17 protein-coding genes are annotated in these 19,602 nt (G+C 55.1%); 9 read left to right on the top strand and 8 right to left on the bottom strand.

The window, feature by feature from the left end; genetic code table 11:
• Positions 1 to 49 precede the first annotated feature (49 nt).
• The 3 genes from HUN04_01870 to hpdB form a co-directional block, all read right to left on the bottom strand.
• A complete protein-coding gene (locus HUN04_01870) occupies positions 50 to 1,372 on the bottom strand; it encodes an MFS transporter (protein WDP88554.1) in 1,323 nt (440 codons plus the stop codon).
• A 68-nt stretch (positions 1,373 to 1,440) separates the two neighbouring features.
• Positions 1,441 to 1,704 carry a 4-hydroxyphenylacetate decarboxylase small subunit gene (gene hpdC / locus HUN04_01865; protein ID WDP88553.1) on the bottom strand — a complete coding sequence of 88 codons (264 nt, stop codon included), beginning with the start codon at positions 1,702 to 1,704 and terminating at the stop codon, positions 1,441 to 1,443.
• A gap of 37 nt (positions 1,705 to 1,741) precedes the next feature.
• Positions 1,742 to 4,456, bottom strand: coding sequence for a 4-hydroxyphenylacetate decarboxylase large subunit (gene hpdB / locus HUN04_01860; GenBank protein ID WDP88552.1), 2,715 nt, complete (start codon positions 4,454 to 4,456; stop codon positions 1,742 to 1,744).
• Between the two features lie 895 nt (positions 4,457 to 5,351).
• On the opposite strand from hpdB, the gene HUN04_01855 reads away from it, so the two are divergent.
• From HUN04_01855 to HUN04_01820, 8 genes are all read left to right on the top strand, one after another.
• The gene (locus tag HUN04_01855) at positions 5,352 to 7,079 is read left to right on the top strand and encodes a two-component sensor histidine kinase (protein ID WDP88551.1); all 1,728 of its coding nucleotides are present in this window, start codon (positions 5,352 to 5,354) and stop codon (positions 7,077 to 7,079) included.
• Positions 7,080 to 7,109: 30 nt separating this feature from the next.
• Positions 7,110 to 7,562, top strand: coding sequence for a response regulator (locus HUN04_01850; GenBank protein ID WDP88550.1), 453 nt, complete (start codon positions 7,110 to 7,112; stop codon positions 7,560 to 7,562).
• 40 nt (positions 7,563 to 7,602) lie between these two features.
• Positions 7,603 to 9,450, top strand: a complete 1,848-nt coding sequence (locus HUN04_01845; GenBank protein WDP88549.1) for a DASS family sodium-coupled anion symporter — start codon at positions 7,603 to 7,605, stop codon at positions 9,448 to 9,450.
• Between the two features lie 22 nt (positions 9,451 to 9,472).
• A complete protein-coding gene (locus HUN04_01840; GenBank protein WDP88548.1) occupies positions 9,473 to 9,610 on the top strand; it encodes a hypothetical protein in 138 nt (45 codons plus the stop codon).
• 36 nt (positions 9,611 to 9,646) lie between these two features.
• A complete protein-coding gene (locus tag HUN04_01835) occupies positions 9,647 to 10,168 on the top strand; it encodes a hypothetical protein (protein ID WDP88547.1) in 522 nt (173 codons plus the stop codon).
• A gap of 43 nt (positions 10,169 to 10,211) precedes the next feature.
• On the top strand, positions 10,212 to 11,135 hold the full coding sequence (locus HUN04_01830; protein WDP88546.1) for a response regulator: 924 nt from the start codon (positions 10,212 to 10,214) through the stop codon (positions 11,133 to 11,135).
• Positions 11,132 to 12,100: a universal stress protein gene (locus HUN04_01825; protein ID WDP88545.1), complete on the top strand. Its 969-nt coding sequence runs from the start codon at positions 11,132 to 11,134 to the stop codon at positions 12,098 to 12,100. Before HUN04_01830 ends, HUN04_01825 begins: the two co-directional genes overlap by 4 nt.
• A gap of 72 nt (positions 12,101 to 12,172) precedes the next feature.
• On the top strand, positions 12,173 to 13,102 hold the full coding sequence (locus HUN04_01820; GenBank protein ID WDP88544.1) for a universal stress protein: 930 nt from the start codon (positions 12,173 to 12,175) through the stop codon (positions 13,100 to 13,102).
• A 105-nt stretch (positions 13,103 to 13,207) separates the two neighbouring features.
• Here HUN04_01820 and HUN04_01815 read toward each other — a convergent pair whose 3' ends face one another.
• The 5 genes from HUN04_01815 to HUN04_01795 all read right to left on the bottom strand — a co-directional run bounded on the left by HUN04_01815 (position 13,208) and on the right by HUN04_01795 (position 19,019).
• Positions 13,208 to 13,507, bottom strand: coding sequence for a hypothetical protein (locus HUN04_01815; GenBank protein ID WDP88543.1), 300 nt, complete (start codon positions 13,505 to 13,507; stop codon positions 13,208 to 13,210).
• A gap of 323 nt (positions 13,508 to 13,830) precedes the next feature.
• Complete coding sequence (locus HUN04_01810) at positions 13,831 to 15,018, bottom strand: SpoIIE family protein phosphatase (protein WDP88542.1); 1,188 nt, start codon at positions 15,016 to 15,018, stop codon at positions 13,831 to 13,833.
• The gene (locus HUN04_01805; protein WDP88541.1) at positions 15,019 to 16,764 is read right to left on the bottom strand and encodes a 4Fe-4S dicluster domain-containing protein; all 1,746 of its coding nucleotides are present in this window, start codon (positions 16,762 to 16,764) and stop codon (positions 15,019 to 15,021) included. It abuts the gene before it with no gap.
• Positions 16,765 to 16,905: 141 nt separating this feature from the next.
• On the bottom strand, positions 16,906 to 17,496 hold the full coding sequence (locus tag HUN04_01800) for a hypothetical protein (GenBank protein WDP88540.1): 591 nt from the start codon (positions 17,494 to 17,496) through the stop codon (positions 16,906 to 16,908).
• 107 nt (positions 17,497 to 17,603) lie between these two features.
• A complete protein-coding gene (locus HUN04_01795) occupies positions 17,604 to 19,019 on the bottom strand; it encodes a sigma-54-dependent Fis family transcriptional regulator (protein WDP88539.1) in 1,416 nt (471 codons plus the stop codon).
• Between the two features lie 368 nt (positions 19,020 to 19,387).
• On the opposite strand from HUN04_01795, the gene HUN04_01790 reads away from it, so the two are divergent.
• On the top strand, positions 19,388 to 19,546 hold the full coding sequence (locus HUN04_01790; protein ID WDP88538.1) for a hypothetical protein: 159 nt from the start codon (positions 19,388 to 19,390) through the stop codon (positions 19,544 to 19,546).
• Positions 19,547 to 19,602: the final 56 nt, after the last annotated feature.

Below are 19,602 nucleotides of genomic sequence, written 5' to 3'. Positions count from 1 at the left end.
CTGGGAAGGGCTTGCCCCAGCCAGGCCGGAAGGAAGATTCAACCGGTTGCTATCCGGTAAATGCACGTCTGCGCCTGGGGCGGTGCCCTGTGGTTTCATGTTCAGGCGTTGTCGCTGCAAGGGGCAGGGTCATTGCCAGAAAAATGGAAACGGCAAAGGACCCCAGGGCGAAATAGATGGAATAGGTGTAGGAACCGGATATGTCCTTGAGCCAGCCCCCGATGAAGGAACCGGTAAAGGGTCCGATGCCCATGACGATGAGGGTGGCCAGGCCCCAGATTTTGCCCAGGGTTTTCCTGCCGTAGATGGCGCCGGTGTACCCCACCACTCCGCCGGGTACAATGGCCCAGTAGACGGCGAAGACAAAGCAGGCGGCATAGGCCCATAGGGCTGTCCTGGTACTCATGAGAAGCAGAAGACAGGCAATGACACCGGTTAACGGCCCGATGATGAGCATGATCTTCCGACCCCTGGCCTCGTTCCCCGTTTTTTGGACCACCTTATCCGCCACGACACCCATCAGCGGCATGCTGAAGATGCCGATTACACCGATGACGGCATAGATGCCCACGGCCGTATCCCGGGTCCAGCCCAGGTCCGCCGTCCAGTAGGAGACCACCTGGGTCCAGATGAGAAATTCGCCCATCATACTGGTCAGAAAGGTGAAAATGGCGGCCCAGATCGCGTATTTGGAGAAGGCCTCCTTGACTTCCCAGACATACTCCTGGGTATCAGGTCCGCCGCCGGGGGCAGGCATTTCCCCGAAGGGGGCCATCTCATAGGCTTCAGGGGATCTTTTGGCCAGGGCCACTGCGGCCGCCAGGGCCACAAGGATAATCACCGAAAGAATCTGCATGGCACCCCGCCAGGCATCTGCACCGCCCGACTGGAGGGCGGACCGTGTAATATAGGCCAGTATAAACTGGGCCATGGGGGCGCCTGCAAAGGCGATCCCCCACATGGTGGCATAGGATTTGCCCACATACCATTTGCGCACCGATACCGTTGAGGTCACCCAGAGCATGCCCGTGGCCACCCCGGCGATGAGCCCAAAGGTGAGCAGATAGGCCAGATGGCTGGAAATCATGCTGGTGGTATAGAATCCCAGTGCCCCCAGGACGGCGGCAATGGCGTACACGGGTTTGGTTCCCCATTTATCCAGGATCATTCCGCTGAAAAATGCCGTTACCGCATAAAAGACCATCATCAGGGAATAGCCCAGGGTGACCTGGGCCTGGGACCAGCCCAGATCCGTGCTCATGGGCCCTTTGAGGATGGCAAAGGTGGCCCGGTATCCGAAAAGGCAGAATACCGCCAGCCAAGAGGCGGCAACCACCGACCAACCATAGCGTTTCGCTTTATTCGTATCCATGTGTCTACCTCCTTTTATAAAAGTGCGGGACACCCCGGGTGTCCCGCACCTGTCAGGACAAAGAAGAACTACAGAGCTTCAAACATTTCACAGGTGACAGCCACCATGTCGGGATAGGCAAAAAAATCAGGATCGTTCATTGAGGCCGTGCAGATGCCCATGAAGGCGTCGGTCTCATTGAAGTTTGCGCAGAATTTGCACTTGGGCATGATGACGGCGTCGTCGGGCGCGTCGGCATCAGCCATGACAATCTGCTTGGTGACCAGGTCAACGCCACGGGTCACATCGATGGGGGCGAAGTTGCGGGTATCTTTGTATTTAAGCTTTTCCATTTTATCTATGCTCCTTTCAGGTTAAGGCGTGGTTGGCTTAGACGCCTTCATATTCGGTTCTGGCGATCAGTTCGTCCTGGACACTCTTTCCGATTTCCACCCAGTACTGGGTAAAGCCGGCCACCCGGACCATGAGATCCCTGTAATTTTCAGGATTGGCCTGGGCGTCCTTGAGCACCTTGGAATCCACTACATTGTACTGGACATGGAATCCGCCCTTGCGCATATAGGCCCGGGTCAGATCGAGCAGCTTTTTGGCGCCTTCTTTGCCCCGGATGGCCGTGGGGTGGATCTTGATGTTCAGCTGGGAGTTTTGGGACATGGAGTGGTCCCAGATGGCCGCTGAATTAAGCAGGGCAAAGGGGCCGTTTCTGTCGGTGCCGGGGTAGGCGGACATGGAGGCATCGGCAAAGGTGGTGCCGGCAAGCCGCCCGTCGGGAGAGGCGATGCTGGCCGACCCCATGGCGCCGTGGGTTGACACGGAGATCTGGCAGGCATACATGGGATGACCGTGCAGGGATTCATAGTTCCTGCAGTCTGGACAGAAAAAGTTTTCCCATTCCAGGAGGATATTATCCGCATAGGGATCGTCGTTCCCGTATTTGGGGGCCTGGAGGGCCTTGAAGTGGAGCTTGTCCCACTTGGAGGACCCGTCTTCCTGTTTCTCCTGGTCGGCAATGGAGAAACTGTTGACCTCCTGGGCGGTCTTGAACCCGAAATTCTCCTTGAGGGCCTGTTTCATCTCCTCCAGGGAGACAAACCCGTCGTCGTAGACCAGTTTTTTCAAGGCGGCCAGGGAGTTGACCATGGTGATGGTGCCGGCGCTTTCCACGTTGAAGGTGGCGTTGTACCGGTATCCCAGCTCATTGATCAGGTGGCCCTTGTCCAGGCAGTCCGGTTTGAGCAGGGAGTTGAACACAGCCATGTTGTTTTTTCTCCAGATATCGTGCTGGACATTGTTGGTCAGGGCCAGGATATCCACGGCTTCCTTCCAGTAGGCCTTATACTGCTCCCACAGCTCCTCATAGGTGGTTAGGGGCTTGTTATGGGGCTCAAATACCTTTTCACCGGTTTTCTGGTCCACCCCGTTGAACAGGGTCAGTTCAAGGATTTTGGGCATGGAGACAAAATGGACGCCGACGCTGGTGGGCTGGCCTGCCCCGCCGGGGATCCAGTATTCCTTGCCGTTGAGATGGAGGGGTTTCCAGGTGCAGGCCGAGGTTTCAAGGCATCCGCCGATGGCCCATGCCCTGGCATCCTCAACATCCATCCCTTCGTGCCCATACTGGGTTTTCAAAAATTCCTGGGCCACAGGGTTGCTCATAAAGGCGGGATATCCGGCCCCGGTCTTGATGACTTCCATGGCCAGCATGAGAAAATCCTCGGGCAGTTTCTCATCGTAGAGCAGTGAGAGGGTGGACTGGGGCATGGCATTGGTGGCCCCGGCTTCAAGGATCAGGTATTCCAGGCGGTTGGCCGCAGATTTTCCCTCTTTGTCCACGCCGCCGATGGAGACCGTATTAAAGGTGTTGCCCGAAAGGACGCCGCCCACCACCCCGATGGAGGCAAAACAGTCAATGGATGTCTTGACGATCCGGTCCAGCTCGAGGAGTTCGAGAACCTGGTCCTCGGTAATCCGGCCGGCGTCGATATCCTGCTCGAAATAGGGGTAGAGAACCTGGCCGATCCTGCCCGGGCTCATGCCTGAGATGGCGTCTTCGTTGAGCACGCCCAGGTGGATGGTTTCGATCATCTGGAAGGCTTCGATAAACGTCCTGGGGGGATTGTGGGCAATCCATTCCAGTCGTTCAGCCATCTCTTCGTACTCTTGTTTCTGCTGGGCGTCAACTTCCAGTGCTTCCAGCCGCCTGGCTTCCTTTGCATAGTTGAGCACCCAGTTTTGGATGCCTTCGATCACCAGGATAACGGCCTCATAGTTGTACAGCCGGTTCATGCCCACCATCCCGTCGCCGTCGGCCCTGCCGGCAACCTTGTCCTTAAGGTCTTCGGCCATTTTAATGATGCCGTCGAACCCGTACTCCAGGGGATAATAATAATTGATGACCTCCCGCCCCTGGGGCAGGGTGAACCCGGAATCAAACATGCACACGATGTTGCGCATGATCCGTTCCTTGGTGTCGTATCCGGGCACCATCTTTTCGTACCGGTTGCCAAGGTCGTCCACGGACTTGCCGTACCATAGCCTGGCCAGCTTGAGCAGGGCGGGAATCTCTTCCTGGCGCATGCCGAACTTGCCGGCGATGGATACCACCTTGCCAAAGCTTTTGGGGACGTTGCCGCCGCCCTGGCCGAATTTGGAATGTTCGTCAACAGAGGCCGAGCCCCGTTTCAGGGCCTCCTTGTAGAATTCGTCCTCCTTGGCCATGTAAAACCCCTCGGAAAGCCAGGGCATGGGAAAGGAGCCCCTGAAATAAGGGGCCTTTCGCATGGTCAGCAACTCTCCTGGAAAAATTACCGGGGTTGTATGGGAAAAAGCGGACTTCAGGGCCCTTGCCCGCCTGATTACAGGAACGTCATTGTCGTGAAGCATGTACTCACGGGTATACCAATAGGGAAACTCGTTGCTTGCCGATGAAAGGGTTTCCATAAATATGCTTTTGAGCTTTTGCACACGGGGGTGGGGATCGCGTTTGATTTCGCGGTCGGTTAATTCTTCCGGCGCCTGTCCGCCTGCCTGGAAATCCATGGGGATTCCCGCTTCATCCAGAACTGCCTTCAATGTCTTGGCCATTTGAAATACCTCCTATGAATTGGGTTAGGCTTAAGGGTATATTTTTTATTTGCTCAAGCCTTTTCAAAATGAAGATATTTCATATACTGTGCCAGACTTGTCAGGTTGTATTAAAGTATTTGTAATTATAGATAAAAATGATTGGAAAGGGGTGGGGGCGGGTGTCCGCTTTTGTCTATATCTGTGACGATATTCATTGTCGCAATTTCACCGGGCCTTGTCGGGCCGGTGGTTTTCCAATGGCTAACCGCATTTGTGACAGGTGTTACGTATGAAGACAGGCAAGATGTCCGGCTTTGCTTTTTGCCCTACGCGGCAGCCGGCATTGCTATAATTATCAGGAATGTTTAATTATGTTGGGCCGTTGAGTCTATAACCGGGGGCGCTGCGATCATACTGCCTGAGAGTTCCGGATTGGACGCCGGGAAATAGGACAAACACTGGTAATATGCAGCCCATACACAAAAAAAAGCCAGGACCAGCCCCAGGTAAAACAAGACCGTCTGAATCACGCTATCTTTCATGGTTCCTCCCGCACCTGTTTTTTTATTGAAAAATGATCCTGAACAGCCAGATACCGGTTATCATTTCAGCGCAACAACCGTTCATTATCATCCATAGCACGAATCCTATTACTTCACCATGGAGGATTGAAAAAGTTTCTGGCGCATCTGCTCTTCCCCTTTACAGCCTGGAAAGGAAACCGACAGGGAACAGGGTTCCTTTTCTGGCTGTTTAATTTTTAGCGGGTTCGTTTTTCATATGTTTTCAGTATGTTGAGTTTGTTTTCTTTGCATTCGGCCGGCCGGCACCATAGTTGCTCTATCCCTAGTCAGATTATGCGTGGTCAGACACAATCTGGTCAGATTATGACAACCCCCTTGAAGGAGCACCCATGGACAATCATTCAAATAGATTAAAACAGAGCAGGCAGCGGCTGAAACGGGGAATTCTGATCAACATGATTTTTCTGCCCATGATTCCTTTTATTATTGTCACGGGCCTCTCTTTCTATTTTTTTTCTTCCACCCTGGAGGATGCCACACGGGCCCGCCTGGAACGGATACTCACAGACCACCGCCGGATGATCGAAAGCTTTCTTATGAACCGGAAGGCCGATCTTGAACTGGTGGCCAGAATCTATGCCTTTGATGACATGGATTCCGACAGGGCCGTCACCGCCGTATACCGGGAGCTTGAAGAACGGTCCCCCGCTTTTGTGGATCTGGGGCTGTTTGACCACCGGGGCAATCACCTGAGATATGCAGGGGCCTGGGCCCTGGCCGGCAAATCCTATGCCGGGGAGGAGTGGTTTCAAAAAACCATGTCCGGCGGCTATTATATCAGCGACGTGTTTCTGGGATACAGGAATGTTCCCCATTTTGTGGTGGCCGTGCGGCGGATTGACAAAGGGCGGACCTGGGTGTTGCGGGCCACCATTGATACCCTGTTCTTCGACACCCTGGTTTCAGGGGTGCGCATGGGAACCACAGGGGAAGCCTATATCCTTAATTACGAGGGATTGGCCCAGACCGCCCGCAGGTCCGGGAACCTTGCCGTGTTGGACCCGGATCCCGCCTTTGACTGGTTTGAAAATAAGATTAAATTCGGCAACAAGGCCACCTGGTTCTCTCCGGAGGATCAGCCTTTTCTCTATGCCGTTACCGGGCTTTCGGACAAATCCTGGTACCTGGTGGTCCGCCAGGAAAAGCAGGATGCTTACGGGGCCCTGTATTCGGCAGCGGTGATCTGTCTCATCGTTACCGTCTGCGGCCTGGCCGCCCTGGTGGTGACGGCCGTATTCATATCGGAACGGATTGTCCGGCGCATTGAGCTTTTGGATACGGAAAAGGAAGCGTTGGGCAGTCAGCTTATCCGGGCGGTGCAGCTGGCGGAAATCGGGGAAATGGCTGCCGGCTTCGCCCATGAAATCAACAATCCCCTGCAGATCATAAAAAGCGAATACGCCCTGCTGAAGATCCTTGTTGGAGAGGCTGAGACTGCCGATGGCGGCCCGGACCGCTCCCCCGCCGGTTCAACGTCTTTTTCAGAAATCAACGAAGGACTGGACCAGATCCACACTCAGGTGGAACGGTGCAACAAGATTACTTCCGCCGTTTTGAAATTCGGCCGGAAGAACGACACCAGGCAGACGGCCCTGGACCCCAAATCCCTGATTCCGGAGATCCTGGGACTGGTGGAGAATACGGCACGGTCCGGCGGCATAGATCTTACCACCCGCATTGACGAAGACACCCCCATGTTCATGGGGGATCATTCCCGGTTCCAGCAGGTCATGCTCAACCTCATCAACAACGCCCTGGATGCCGTGGCCAAGCACCATGGGGCCCGGGGGGGGAGGGTGGAGATCCTGGCCGGACAGATCCGGGAAAAGAACAGGGCCCTGGTGGAGATCCGGGTTCAGGACAATGGCTGCGGCATCCGCCCGGACCATATGAACAAGATCTTTACCCCGTTTTTTACCACAAAGGCAGTGGGCCGGGGCACCGGCCTGGGGCTTTCGGTCTGTTTTGGGATCATTGAGAGTTTCGGCGGCACCATGGATGTGGACAGCCGCCCGGGTCAGGGAACGGTGTTTGCCGTCCGTCTGCCCGCAAAATAAAAGATAATTCACCATAGAGGAGGATAAGACGTGGAGAAAATGAAAATTTTACTGGTTGACGACGAACCCCGCTACCTTGAAACCACCAAAAAGCTTATTGAGCGCAGGGGGTATGACACCTTTACCGCCGAAAGCGGAGAAGCGGCCCTGAGAATCATGGATACCCATAGTGTCCAGGTGGTGATCCTGGATGTAAAGATGCCGGGCATGGACGGCAACGAGACCCTGAGGGTGATCAAGGAACGGTGGCCCCTGGCCGAGGTGATCATGCTCACCGGCCACGCCACCGTGGACTCGGCCATTGACGGGCTCAAGTCCGGGGCATGGGACTATCTGATGAAACCCGCCGATATCGACCAGATCATTGAAAAGGCGGAACAGGCGTTTGATAAACGGGTGCGCCAGGAAGAAAAGATCCGGTCGGCCCAGGCCAGATTATATATGAAATCCCCCAGACAGATCCTCAAAGACGGTGAGGCATAAGCCCGGGACAGGAATCAAAGAAAGATAAGGAGACAATTGAATGAAAAAGGAAAAGAAAGTCACAGGGTATGACAAATACATTGACTGGAAGGTGTTTATCATCCCTCTGGCCCTGTTGATCATTGTGATGCTCATGCCCACCCCCTACGGCATGAAGGATGTTGGCATGGAGTATAAGATCGGTCCCCGGAAAGTGACCGCCTATATTACCCAGCAGCTTTTTTCCGTTGAAAGCGCCAAGGCGGAACAATGGCAGCTGCTCTGCGCCCGGGTTATGGAGCAGAACATGAGAATCGGTGCCCTCAGCCGGGAACGGTTTCTCAAGCGGAATAAAAAATGGTGTGACAAATACAAGATTCCTGTGGACCCGGCCAACCTGGAGAGGGCCCAAGGCTTTATCAGCAGCCAGGTCAATGACGAGGATTTCCTCGCACTGATGAAAAAAGCCCTGGACATGAGAAAAGACGGGCTTAAGTATGAGGCGCTGACGGGCAAGGACAAGGCTGCCGCAGACAAGGGGGCCTGGCATATAAAAGTCTCCGTTGCCATGGGCATCTTTGTGGTCCTCTGTTTTTTAACCGAATGCATCCCTCTGCCGGCGGTGGCCTTCTGCATGGGGCTGATCCTGGTGTTCACAGGGGTGGTAACCCGCCAGCAGGTGGCCATGCTCTACTGGTCCGATGCCTGCTGGTTCATCATGGGCAGCCTCATGTTTGCGGCGGCCTTTGTTAAGACCGGGGTGGACAAACGGGTCTGCATGATGATGTTCAAAAAGCTGGCCGTCCCCAATGCCAAATGGATCACCCTGATCTTTTTTCTCATCATCACCCCCCTTGCCGCTTTTATTTCCGACCATGCCCTGGCTGCCATGTTTCTGCCCATCGGCATGCTCCTTTACCAGAACAGCCTCACCGATGAGGTGCCGGAGGATAAGGAACTGGCCAAACTGCTCATGATCTCCATTGCCATGGCCTGCAACATCGGGGGACCCGGCGCCCCCTCCGGCGGGGCAAGAAACGTGATCATGATGACCTATCTTACGGATATGTTCGGGGTGGACATCGGGTATTTCCAGTGGGTCACCTATTGCTTCCCCTTCCTGGTTATCATGATTCCGGTCTCCTGGTTCATCATCAACCTGCGGTTCCGGCCCAAAACCGTCTCCCTGGCCCCGGCCATGGACCACCTCCGTTCGGAGATCGACAGAATGGGGGGGTGGAACAAAAAACAGATCTGGGCCCTGGTCATCTTTCTGGTCATGGTGTTCGGCTGGTTCACGGAAAAAGCCTTTTACAACCTGGGCATATACCCTGTGCGCCTGGGGATCGGCGTCATTGCCGTGGCCGGTGCCGTGGCCTATATCATGGCAGGCGTTGTCAACTGGCGGGACTACCAGGACAAGGTGGACTGGGGGGTGGTCTGGCTCTATGCCGGCGCCATCATCTTCGGCCGGACCCTGGACAATACCGGGGCCGCCTACTGGCTGGCCCGGTCGGCCATTGAGTTCCTTTCAAATTTCGGCATGGAATCGGGACTTCCCCTCCTGGCCGTGAGTAACGGGCTTACCGCCTTGTTGACCAACCTCATGGCCGATGGCCCGGCCGCAGCTTCCGTGGGGCCCATCACCCTGAACATGGCCGGCATGGTCCATCCGGGCAGCAGCTATCTGCCCTTCATGGCCATGGCAACGGCTATTTCATCATCCTTTGCCTATTGCCTGATCATCGGTACGCCCCCCAATGCCATTGTATACGCCAGCGGTTACCTGGAGCCGAAGGACTACCTCAGGGCCGGTATCCCTTTGTTTTTTTTCGCCAATGTGGTGCTGCTTCTGATCACCGGGGTCTACTGGACTTTCAGGGGATTTGGCGGCCTACCCGGATTCTGATGCTGCTGTGAAAGGAGATTATATGAAACCCAATGCATTGAAAATAAAAGTAATAACGTCAGGAGGGCGGATCTATTTTTCAAAGAGAACCGAGCGCCGGATCCTGTTCTTCATGACCTTGGCCATGCTCGGTGCCGGGGTTGTAACCCGGCTGGTTTAACCCCTTCAGCCGGAGGGATGAATAAAGGAGGATGAGATGTACAGGAGTGCAACGGCATTGAAATTCTACGGCCACAGCCTGATCCAGCTGCTGATCGAACCGGCATTGTTTTTTTCGGCCCTGCCGCTGGAACATACCACGGGCCGGGCCCTGGGCTTCACGGCGCTGGGTGCCGGATTCTACGCCGGCGCCGGCCTGCTCACGGGCCCCGGACCCCATAGTGCCGCCCTGATGGCCCTGATCTATTTTCTCAATGCCGCAGGCATGGTGGTCATTGGTTCGGTGCTGGGCTGGTGCGCCATGGTGATGATGTTCGGGAGGAAACAGTGCTTTTCCCTGGTATTCGGGCTCTATGCCTATGCCTCGGGCGTTACCCTGCTGATCTCCTGGCTGCCCTTCATGCTCTGGTTCACCGAACCCTGGAAATACTGGCTGGTCTATACGGGATTCAAGCACGGCTGCAATCTTACCGGAAAACAGGCCCTGGCTGTGCTGGCCCTCTCCCTGCCCCTGCAGTGGTGCCTGCTCTATTCGGCCATGTCTGCGGTCATGGGCTAAGCCGGCTGTGAATAATACATAAATAAAGAGGAGCATATATAAAATGACAGATCCCATTAAGGTATTGATGGTTGATGATGAAAAACAGTTCAGGGAAACCACCCGGAAGATTCTGGAACGCAAAGGGTTCACCACCATCCTGGCGGAGAACGGCAAAGAGGCCCTCGACCGTCTGGACCGTTCCCCGGATGTGGTGATTCTGGATATCCGCATGCCCGGCATGGACGGGCACGAGGTCCTGGGAAAAATCCGTGAAAAGGCTCCGGACCTTCCCGTGATCATGCTGACGGGTCATGGAGATCGCGATTCCGCGGAACAGGCAAAGGCCCTGGGTGCCTTTGACTACCTGGCCAAGCCCTGTGACATCGACCTGCTTTCCGATAAAATCCGGGAGGCCTGCCGGCGTCGGCACCAGGCCGGCCCCGGCGGGGAAGTTGTCGTCTCTGCCGTGATGATCCCCCTCCATGCCTACACCACCATCGGTGAACATAACACTGTGGCCGAGGCCGTCCATGAGCTCAAGGCAAGCTTTGTCACCCTCATGGCCACCAACCGGATCATGGAAACCGGCCACCGGTCGGTACTGGTCATGGACAAGTTCGGCCAGGTCCAGGGCATGCTGACCATCCGCGACCTCCTGGCCCTGATCCTGCCCGCCTACCTGACTTCGCCCAAACCGGCCACTGCGGACGCCATCCAGTATTCCCCCATGTTCTGGCGGGGGATGTTTACCACCGGCGTCAGGGATATCCTGACCCGTACCATCGGCGAGGTGATGTCCCCGGTTCCCGTGTCCATTGATGTCCGGGCCAGCCTCATGGAGGCCGCCTGGACCATGGTGGAGAAGCATCAGCGCCGCCTCATCGTGTCGGACCGCGGGGCGCCCGTCGGCGTCATCCGGGAGCAGGATTTGTTTTTTGAGATGGAAAAATGCATGAAACACGCCAAACAAAGGAGGATCCCATGAAAGAGATAAAGACCGTCATGGCCTGCATCGACCTCTCTGATTATTCACCCATGACCCTGGGCTACGCCCTGGGACTGGCAAGGCAGGCCGGGCTGAAAGCAAGCATTTGTTCCGTGGTCCACCACCGGGATGTCCACCCCGTATATATTGCCGGAATGATCTCCCCCGGCCGGGTGGATACCGAAGAACAGGTAACCGAACTTAGGGAATACCAGGAAGCCGAAGTCCATGCACTTGTCCGGACGCTTTTTCCCGAATTTGCCGGTGAGGTGGACATCCGCATTGATACCGGATACCCGGCCGAGCAGATACTGGCCGCCGTGGACGACCTGAAACCGGGGCTTGTGGTCATGGCCAACAAGGGACGGAGCAATTTTTCCAGGTTCATGTTCGGCAGTGCGGCGGAACGGGTGTTCCGCCATTGCAGGGTCCCCCTGCTCAGTGTCCGGGACAGGACCGTATTCCGGCGGATGTATACGGGGAGTGAAAAACCGGTATCCCGGGAGATCCGCACTGTTCTGGCGGCTGTGGATTTCTCTCCCTGGTCCGGAGAGATCCTGTCCCAGGCCGGCTGGCTGGCCCGTGCCGCCGGTGCCCGGCTCCATGTGTTCAACTGCATCAGCCGCAGGGAACTGGACTGGATTAAAACCCATTACACCCCCGAGGACAATTTCTCCGAGGCTGAATTCCTCCCCGGGGAAAAGGACCGGCGGCTTTCCCACCTGGAAGGACTTGCGCAAACCGCAGGGATTCGTGATCTCCCCGGTTTCGACATCTCCCTGGATTCCGGTATCCCCTTTGAGCGGATAATGGCGGCAGCCGAGAATCTTGAGGCCGATGTCCTTGTCCTGGGACCCAGGGGGCGGAACCGGTCCGCAAGGTTTGCCATGGGCAGCACCATGGAAAAGATTTTCCGCCACTGCCCTGTCCCCGTGCTGCGGCTGGGGCCTGATATTAATGGCTAAAATGCCTGATGAGGAAGGGATGTCCCTGATGATTAAAAACAGTATCCAGGGCGTCCCGGAAAGGAGGGTCAAATGACCACCGAAAATAAAATACTGGTTACCCTTGACGGTTCGGAGAGAGCCAAAAGAACCATAGATTATCTCTGCCGGTTTAAACCCTTAATGAAGAAACAGGTTGTGCTGTTCAATATCTCCACCCCCGTTCCCGAGGCCTATTACGACCTTAAGAAAAATCCCTTCAGCGGCAGTGCCGTCTCCCGGGTCAAGGCCTGGGAGATGGGGCAGAAAAAAATGATTGAAGGGTTCATGGAGGGGGCCAGGATGCGTCTGGTCAGTTCCGGCTATGATCCCGACGGGGTCCATATCAACCTGGCATTCAGGAAAAAGGGGATTGCCAGGGATATCCTGGCCGAGTGCAAAAAGGGGTATGAGGCCCTGGTTATCCGAAGGCGGGGAAGTGAAAATTCCCTGCTGGGCCTCACCCTGGGCGGGGTGGCTGCCAAGCTGGTGGACAAGGCCGACAGCCTTCCTTTGATCGTGGCCGGCATTGAACCGGTTCAGCATGCGCTGTGCATTGCCGTTGACGGGTCCGAAGGCGCGGAGCGGGCCGTCCGCTTTGTCGGGCGTATCCTGGGGGAAACCGGGGGCCGTGTCGTCCTCTGTTCGGTTCTGAGAATGCCCCCCTTCAACCTTAAGGAACAGGTGCCAGATCCCTTTGTCGGCATTGCAAACCAGGCCTTTGAGGCTGTGGAGAAAGCCGTCCAGAGGGCCACGGATATCCTGGTGCAGTCCGGTGTCCGGGAAGACCAGGTGGAAGTACGGGTGGTCCGGGGGGCCAAAAGCCGGGCCGGGGCCCTGGTGGATGCGGCCCGCGAAACCGGCTGTGACACCCTGGTTTTCGGGCGCAAGGGCCTTTCCCGGGTCGAAAGTTTTGATCTGGGCCGTATCCCCAGAAAGGTGATCTATGGGTCCAGGAAACTGACGGTCTGGTTAGTGCCGTGATATGGATTCAAAGGATCCGCCCTGTTAAAGAAATCAGGTCAATACCCATTGTATTGACCTGATTTTAGTTGGTTTATCTTTGACCGGTACAATGGGTGTGCGGCATCATCCCATTCCTATCATTTTAAGCCCTTCTTCAGCATCGAGCAGGGTTTTGATTTCATACTTAAATCCCGGCACGCCGAAATAGGTGGCCAGATAATTGCCAATGAATTCCTTTCCTTCTGCAATTCTGGATTTATCAAGCTCATATATTGACAGGCCAACAATGCCTTCTTCCATGGTTGAATAAAAATAAGGACCCCGTTTGGTTAAATAATCGGGTACTTGAGGGAGTTCCAAAAATCTTTTGGCCACTTCCTTGGCTTGTTCTGGCGGATAAGACACCATAGAAAAAATAATCATTTTATTTTTCCTTTCATTAAACGGATTGACGGATAATTATCCCGGGCAGTTTTTTATATCTCGCTCCATGGGCACAAATAACCACCCATGGAGCCTTGTGGGCAAAATTTCATTGGTCTTATCATCGCTCATCCTTAAAGCAAAACTCAAATGATGAAACCATTGGAATGGATGGGAGAACAATTGCTGGATTTGGAAATTGGATAAGAATAACCTATCAATATGAATAGGTTTTATTACCAATATTGGATGGGGTTGTCAATCCGGATCAGTCAAAAAGCGGGGCGAAATGAAAACAGGATCCGCGCTGGAAATGGCCGGTCTCAGACATACTCAACGGTCACTTTCTTGAGATATTTTTCTTCCAGGGTTCTTGCAATTTTTTTGATCACGTTCCTGCGGATATCCAGTTCCACAGGCATCCGGGGATCCTGGTGGGCCTCGTTGATTCTGGTTCCCACGATAAAATGGATCACGTCACTTCCGATCAGTAGATCCGACAGCCGCCTGGCTCCGCCGCCCCGTGTGACAGGGACATCTTGTTTCAGGATTTTAGCCACCCGGCTGAGGGTCAATATCCCTTCGGTCACCAATTGAATTCCTTCCATGGTGGAGATGGGGGGCAGTTCCTCTCCGGCCTGCTTGGGAAGGTGGGTCAGTTTACGGTCCAATTCACGGGAGATGATTGCGGCCGTGGTGCCCCCGCATATGGCCCTGGCACCAGTGAAGGCGTCCACCTTGGAGGCCACGGATCCGTCCCTGGAGGGATCGAAGGGCGGGCCGGACAGGATCAGGGTTTTTCTGGGTTTTCTGAAATACATGACCCCGCAGGTGATATCGTCGCCGGCCTTTCTGCCGGGTTCTTTTTTCAGCGCCTCCTCTACCACGAGTTTTGAAAGGTTTCTTGCCGACAGGGCGGGATCCCGGCGGATCTGTTCAAGCACGAAAGAAACGCATCTCTCCCGTTTCCACCCCCCCGAATATTCCCTGGTACCGGTTCCGGCCTGGGTGACGCCGTCGGACATGATAATAATCCTGTCTTCGGGCTGGATGTGGATATGGGACAGGCGGATTTTTCGCCGGTCCCACCGGGGAGAGACCAGGGTTTCGAAGGGCAGGTCCAGAACATTGCTGCCCCTGATAAAGATAAAGGCGGGGTTGTCCATTTCGACGATCCTTGCCGTACCGCTGGCCAGAAGCATATCCACGATGGAGAAGGTTGCGTAGCCGATTTCCCTGACCCTGCAGACCGGCAGGGCGTCCATGATGAGTTCCGCGCTTTTCAGGACATCATGGTCGCTGGCAACCAGCTTGACCGCCATACTGGCCGTCATGGTGGAAAGAATATTGGCCTTTACCCCGCTGCCCAGGCCGTCGGACAGGACGGTGATCAGCCGTTTTTTTTCCGTGATCCGCTTGGACCTGTAGGCATCTCCAAAACAACTCTGCCCGTGTTTGCACAGGCTTGCATATTCAACTTCCGCAAATAGTTTTCTGCCCTGGTGTTTCAATCAGAGTTCCTCCTGCCCGTTTCCGTCGGAAACCTCCGGGATACTGAAATCCTCTGCAAGGGAGCGGAGAAGGATTTCCGTGTCGGCCATGTTTTCCCCGAGCATGCAGGCCACCTCCTGGACCGTGATGAGATTTTTACGGATCACCTCCCGGGCCTTTTGGGCGATCTCCTCCCGGCGGCGCTCTGTCTGGCTGACATCCATCAGCACCCCGCAGGCCACTTCACCGGGTTCGATGGAAAAGATGATGACATTCCAGAAGCCGCCGGAACCGTTTCTGACATTGCGCCGGATTTCCTTCCCGGTATGGATGACCTTTTCAAAGAGATGGGAAAAGGAAATCATTTTATTAAGGACGGCTCCGCCAAGGCCTGGGCAGGCCTCATAAATCAGGCTGGCCTCCTCCCCCAGCATGGTGGCGAAAAGAGGGTTGCATTCAATGATTTTCATCCCGGCATTCACGAGAACGATGCCGGCGGGCATTTTCTGCATGAGGGTATTGGCCTTGTTCAGGGCCTTCTTGTGGAGAAAGGAGAGGCACATTGAGGTTTCCGCCCGCCCGTCCAGAAGCGCCATGGCAAAGGTCCGGCAGCTTTCATACCCGCAGCCGCTGCAGTTGAGTTCCTCATGAATCTTATTTTTTCCCACACTGGCCAGGGCCCGTTGAATGGCCTCTTCATCCACAGATTTTTCCTTGATCGGCTTGATTTTATGGGAAAAGGCTAGCGCAGAAGGGGGGATCCGTTCTTCAGGGCTTTTTGACCGGTCCACTGCATTCATGACAGCCATCTGGTCAATGACCCCGGGATTCCTGAAGCTCATGCAGGGGCCGTGGATGCATCCGCCCTTGCATGCCATGAGTTCGACGAATACGGGTCCCTTTATAGCGCCAAGGTCGAGTCCCCTTAGGCCGTGATCAATGCACTCGATGCTCGATATGCCGATCAGGGTTGCTGAACGCAGGGAGGGAATCGTTTCAAGGCTTCGAATCATCCCGCCTTCAAGGGCGCACAGGGACCCCGTGGTGGCCCTGTCGGGTACGAACACGTCTTCTTCACCGGGGTCCAACCGTGATAAGCGGATGTGTTCTTCCAGGAACCACGCCCGCAGTTCGTTGAAGGAAAGGGTGGCGTCGAGCATTGAGGGGTAGCGGTCGGATTCGATTTTCCGGGCGGTACAGGGGCCGATGGACACCACCCGGACCTCCTGTCCGAACCTCTGCTTTAAAATCGCCGCATGGGCCATGGCAGGGGAAGCGATGGGGACGAATTTTTTGGCCATGTCGGGGAGGTATTTCCCCACATATTCCACGGCGGCCGGGCAGGCGGTGGAAAGATGAAGGCCATCCTTCCGGCCGGCAAGATGAAGGGCCGTGGCATGGGAAACGGCCTCAGCACCGAGGGCCCCTTCCGAGACACCTGCAAACCCCAGGCGCCTCAGGGCCGCAATCAAACGGCCCGGATCCATCCCATGGAACTCGCTCAGGTAGGCCGGGGCCAGAGAGGCATACACCCTGTCCCCGTTCCGGATCATTTCCCGAACCGAATCGATATCGTTGCGCACCCGCTTGACCCTGGCGGGGCAGACTTCGACACAGTGACCACAGGCGATGCACAGCGCGGGGACGATGGATGCATGACCCTTCCGGATCCGGATCGCCTTAACCGGGCATTGCCGGACGCATTTGTAGCAGTCGTGGCATTCGTTATCAAGGGTGTGAATCGGAAATTTTCCGGGGCTGCTCATGGGATACTCCGTCTTTTTCTGCAGGTCGTTCATATTTTAAAAAAGGTTCTCATTATATCAAAACGCCACAGATGGCAAGGGGAGGCTGCGGGATTCATTTTGCCCTGGGCGGGAGATTTATTTCCTTTTTTTGATCCATGGTCAGGAGGTCCGCCAGACCAGCAGGGCCTCCCGTGAGGAAACAGGCCCAAGGCAAAAGCGGCCGGGATCGCTGGATAGGAACCATTCCCTCTTGATTTTGAGATTAGGGCTTCTGCCCTCATCCGCGGCCAGGATCTTTGCCCTTCCCTTCATCCCCCGGATGGCCTGTCGGCGGTAGGGGTCAAAGCAGTAAATCCAGTCATCATCCATGGCCATGATCAGCACGTAATGCTCTTCCTTTGGGGTTAACAGCATATTGCAGAGCACCACCCCATTCTGGTCCAGGCACTCGACGGCCCGGCCGTCCAGGCTTAAATCCACGGCTTCCTGCTCTATAAATTCCGTATGCACGCTGAAATGTTTCATTTTATAGGCGTTGAGCCAGTTTCCCACAAGGCGGACCGCATATTTACTGGTGCCGCCGACGCCGAACCGGGAGTCCTTCCCCACGGTGTCAAGGCAGTAGAGAAAAATATGGCGGATGACCATGGGCGGGATTTCCCTCCGGTGGAAAAGAAGGCTCATGGCATTGATCAGTGTTGTGGGCACACAGTCATACTCTGATACCTGGTAGTGAAGGGGTACTTGCATGGTCTTGTCCTTTGGGTTGGTGGTTGTGTTTCAATTTGTTGCCTCGCTTGCCCGGATGAGACAAACCTGGACATCCAGGGCACCAGGGCCGGCCCGGGCCTGCCGGATCAGGCCGTGTCCTGCTTGAAGTCGGATTTGTCCAGCCCCAGTTTTTTCATCTTTCCGTACAGTCCCCTGGGATGGATTCCGGCTATACGGGCAGCTTCCCCGACCCGGCCGCCGGATTGTTCCAGGGCCTTTTCAAGGTAGCGCCGCTCTACCAGGCTGACCACAGCCGCCTTGACTTCTGCCAGGGATTTTCCCTCCCAGGTGGCGGGGTCCAGGTCCGGCAATTCAGACGTACTCGGTCCGGTGTGGAGGAAGGTGCCGGGAAGATCCGCCAATGTGATTTCCCGGGACCGGCAGAGCAGGGCAGCCCGTTCAATCACATTCATCAATTCACGGATATTTCCCGGCCAGTAATAGCCGCAAAGGGCAGCCATGGCATCCTTTGAAATCCGGGTCACCTCCCTGCCTATTTTCTGGGCCACCATCCTTAGAAAATGATTGGCCATGGCCGGAATATCCTCCTTGCGGTTACGCAGGGGGGGCAGGGTCAATGTGATCACCCCCAGGCGGTAATACAGGTCCCGCCGGAAATTTCCATGTTCGATCTCCTTTTCAAGATCCCGGTTGGTGGCGGCAATGATCCTCACATCCACCCAGACAGCGGTTTCTCCGCCCACCGGGGTGAATTCGAGATCCTGGAGCACCCTGAGCAGTTTGGATTGCATCAGCAGGGGCATCTCCCCGATTTCATCCAGGAAAAGGGTGCCCCCGTGGGCCATTTCAAAGGCTCCGCGCCTGGACCGGACAGCCCCGGTAAACGCCCCCTGTTCATGTCCGAACAGCTCGCTTTCCATGAGCTGCTCCGGGATCGCGGCCATGTTCACCGCCACAAAGGGGCCCGAGGAACGATCGCTTTCCGCGTGAATGGCCCGAGACAGATGTTCCTTGCCCACCCCGGTTTCCCCAAGCAGCAGAATCCCCGCATCACTGGATACCACATGGCGGGTTTCTTCCAGAAAGACCTGCATGTGCCGGCTCTGGGACTTGAAATCGTTCAACCGGGGCAGGAAACGGCCCCGGGGGTCGAACCGGTCTGCATAATAAAACTGCCGCCGGGATTCCAGGGTGCTTTCGATGGCCTCCATGAGGCTGACAACCGGGGTGCCTGAGTAAAGAACCACATCTGCGCCGGCCGCCGTAAGGTTGGCCATTTCCTCGGCGGAATCCCTGTCGTGCAGGACGATAATAATCGGTTTTTCCGGGAGCTGGTTCAGTATGGCCATACTGGCATCTGCCGGTTTTGGGATAAGGGGTCTGCTGATCAGGAAAATATCCGCACAGGAGCGGACCAGTTCCTGCCAGGATACTTTTGAGCGTCTGCTGAACTTGAGCTGGACATCGGCGTTTTCCAGATGGGTTTCAAGGTGGTCCCGGAGTTTTTTTTCCCTGAGGGCACATGCCATACGGATAAGCATGGGGATTCCTTTTTCAGTAATTATGTACCGTTTTTTTTAATCTTTTGTCCTCTTATGCCCCATCGGATGGAAAAATGCAATAGGATTAAAAAGTGAAATCAGGAGCGCCTTCTTATAATATTTTGATATTTAAGTGGAATTTACATAAACGGTAAGATTTTACTGAAATCTGATTGGGCTTTTGGCAACATAATACCGAAATATTTGAAGAAAACTGGGGCTGGGAGGGTTGGCTATTGTAACTGTCTGATAATATATGCGAAAAAAATTTTATCATTTTTGAAGTTTCCTGGCACATCTCATGCTATTAGGTTTTCCGTTGCCGAAAACGGTAATCAACACCAGGAAAACAAGCAAAGGTGAATGAAATGACCCGAAAACACTGCTCACGGAAAACCCGTAATCTGATGAAATTCAGGGATTCCTACGATGAGGACTATTCCTGGGAAGACGTCATGGACGCTTTAAGCCTCCGCAGAAAAGACAAGAAAAGAAAACACAAAAATACATTAAAAAAAGAATGGTAGCCCGTCGCTGCCCTGGTTTGCAGCCCGGCCCTGCCTTTAAAGAAGGAGAAGAAAAA

It is taken from the genome of Desulfobacter sp. (genome assembly GCA_028768525.1).
Taxonomy (GTDB): domain Bacteria; phylum Desulfobacterota; class Desulfobacteria; order Desulfobacterales; family Desulfobacteraceae; genus Desulfobacter.
The sequence above is the reverse complement of the archived record's forward strand: the minus strand, read 5'-3'. Positions and strand labels throughout refer to the sequence as shown.